Source organism: Gemmatimonadaceae bacterium (assembly GCA_036003045.1).
Lineage (GTDB): Bacteria > Gemmatimonadota > Gemmatimonadetes > Gemmatimonadales > Gemmatimonadaceae > JAQBQB01.
In genome coordinates this window covers 1-2,527 of the sequence record DASYSS010000056.1, presented here as the reverse complement: position 1 = coordinate 2,527, position 2,527 = coordinate 1, and the positions used below count along the sequence as shown (strand labels likewise).

At 63.5% G+C, this 2,527-nt stretch carries 3 protein-coding genes; all 3 read right to left on the bottom strand.

All coding sequences use genetic code 11. The features are described 5' to 3' along the window. Window positions 1-46: 46 nt before the first annotated feature. Window positions 47-619, bottom strand: coding sequence for a M23 family metallopeptidase (locus VGQ44_14515; GenBank protein ID HEV8448040.1), 573 nt, complete (start codon window positions 617-619; stop codon window positions 47-49). 9 nt (window positions 620-628) lie between these two features. Then, complete coding sequence (locus tag VGQ44_14510; GenBank protein ID HEV8448039.1) at window positions 629-1,624, bottom strand: L,D-transpeptidase family protein; 996 nt, start codon at window positions 1,622-1,624, stop codon at window positions 629-631. A 431-nt stretch (window positions 1,625-2,055) separates the two neighbouring features. Then, the coding region (locus VGQ44_14505) for a hypothetical protein (protein ID HEV8448038.1) at window positions 2,056-2,527 on the bottom strand (472 nt) is incomplete at its 5' end.

Genomic DNA, 2,527 nt, shown 5'->3' with positions numbered 1-2,527 from the left:
CGCGGCGCGCGGCCTTAACTTTCAACTTTCGACCTGACCCCCTACTTCATCGCAACAGCGGATACGGATCCACGGCCGTCCCCTTCCACCAGCGCCGGTCGGCGCCGAGGCGGATCAGAGCGAAGTGAAGGTGCGGCGTGTTCTTCGGCGCGTTGCCGGTCGTTCCGACGTAGCCGATCACCTCGCCGCGATGCAGCACCTGCCCTTCGTGCAGGCCGGGCGCGTAGCCGTCGAGGTGCGCGTAGTAATAGCAGTAGCGCTGGTCGGGATCGAACTCGTAAACCGTGAGGCCGCCCGCCGCGCTCGTGAAGAGCTTGCGCACGACGCCGTCGTCCGCCGCTATGACCGGCGTGCCGCGCGGCGCCAGGATGTCGATCGCTTCGTGCCGGTGATTGCCGCGCACTTCGTTGAACATGTCGCGCATGGCGGTGCGATTCACGCCGGCGACGGGGATGATCATCGGCCGCGGAGCGTTGAGGTCACGCGTTACCGGCGGCGGCGCTCCCATCGCTCGCTGTACCGGAGCCGCGGCGCTAGGCGCGCTCGGATCCGGACCCGCCGCGGCCCAGGCGAGAAGAGCGATCAGGGCAATCGCCAGCAGAACGAGAACTTTCCTCACGACGTCATCTCACTCCCCGAGGATCGCGGGCATGCCGGGTGTGACCAGCTTTGCGAGCTCCGTGGCGTCCCAGTTGGTCAATCGGATGCAGCCGTGCGAAGTGCTCTTGCCGATCGCTGACGGCACCGGCGTCCCGTGGATTCCGTAGTGCGGCTTCGAAAGATCGATCCAGACGACGCCGACCGGGCTGTTCGGCCCCGGCGCCAGCTTCGCCTTCCTGTCCGACGCCTCGGCATCCCAGAAGAGATCGGGGTTGTAGTTGTAAGGAGGGTTCCACGCGACACCGTTGATCTTCCACTTGCCAAGGGGAAGTGGATCGTGCGCGCTGCCGGTGGTCGCCGGAAAATGCGCGACAACGATGCCGGCCGCGTCGACCGCCTCGACCGCTCCCTCTTTCCTGCTGACGCGGATCGTCATGCCGCCCGATTTCGTCGGAGGAGGCGTGGTCACGTTCGGGACGTGAATGACCACTCCGGCCCGATCGAGTTTCTTGCCCGGGTTCAGCGCCGCGAGCAATTCCGGCCTGACGTGAAACCGCTCGCCGAGCGCTTCGGCGAGATTCTCGTAGCCGAGCACGGGCAGCTTCGCCTTGTCCGCCATCTCCTCCGGGATCTTCGTGAACGGCCCGGCAAGATCCGCCGCCGTCAGCGTGTAGTCGACGATCACCGGCGCGGTGTCTGCGTTCAGCGCGTTCCAGGTCGCGGCACTCACCTGCGACCCGGCATTGATCTTTTTCGCCAGGTTGAACGCCGCCACCGCTCCGCGCGTGATCCCGCCGTAACGTGCGTCGATCTCCCCCGGCGAGAAGTGCGCCCGATCGAGCAGAATCTGCGCGCGCAGAACGGCCGCACCGCTCTGCGAGGAGGACTTCAGAACGGGATTCGCCGAGGCGCTGTTCGCCGCAGCGGCGCTCAACGGCGGAGCAGTCCGATGCCGTGCCGCACTCAGCGGGAGGGCGGCCATGAGGAGAATCGGCAGAAAACGGAATCGGAGACAAGGACGCATACCCTCTCATCTCTGCAAGGCCGTGTCCGACTCTGCCTCCGGAGGCCGTTTTCTTTTTTCGGCCGATACCCTATATGTGGATACACCGAAGGGAGACCGATACCTCGACTTCACGTGGACGTAATCGATCGCTTTCCGAACGCATCGAAACCATCCGTGGATGTTTCGAACCGCTACGCGAACGTTTCAGAACGTTCCCGGATCGCTCAGGAACGTAATCGCGGGCTATCGAAACGCTCCCGGATCGCTTCCAAAGCACGCGAGAACGTACGCATACGATCCTGGATCATTTCGATGCGATATCGGGTAGCAAGGAAACGAAATAACAACGTACCGTTACGTTCGAAGTTCGTTTCCTTACGATCTCAGGTCATACCGAGGGCTATTTCTTTAGCTCGACGAGGATTAAACGGTCCACTTGTTCATGATTCCTACGTCCCCTTCGCCGCCAGGTAGCTGTACATCTGGAACCTTGCGTTCACGTCCTCCTGCGCGGCGGCGAACAGTTCGGTGATCTCCTCGGATGCCTTGCCTTTGAGCAGCTGATTGAAGCGGTTCTCCGTGCGGAGGAACTGCTCGAGGGGCATCTTCAGGGTTTTGGAGTCGAGTTGCAGCGGGTTCTGGTGCTCGAGGGCGCGGTCGGGGTTGTAGCGGTAGAGGAGCCATTGGCCGGCGTCGACCATCGACTTCTGGTGCTGCAGGCCGGAGGCGATGTCGATGCCGTGGGCGATGCAGTGGCCGTAGGCGATGATGAGGGACGGGCCGTCGTAGGACTCGGCTTCAATGAACGACCGGAGCGTGTGCTCGTCCTTCGCGCCGAGGGCGACGCTGGCGACGTAGACGTTGCCGTAGGTCATCGCGATGAGGCCGAGGTCCTTCTTCGCGGCGCGTTTGCCGGCGGCG

What these genes read in the sequence shown, in the direction of transcription:
- VGQ44_14510 (HEV8448039.1), bottom strand. Translation starts at nt 1,624, where the DNA reads ATGCGTCCTTGTCTCCGATTCCGTTTTCTGCCGATTCTCCTCATGGCC.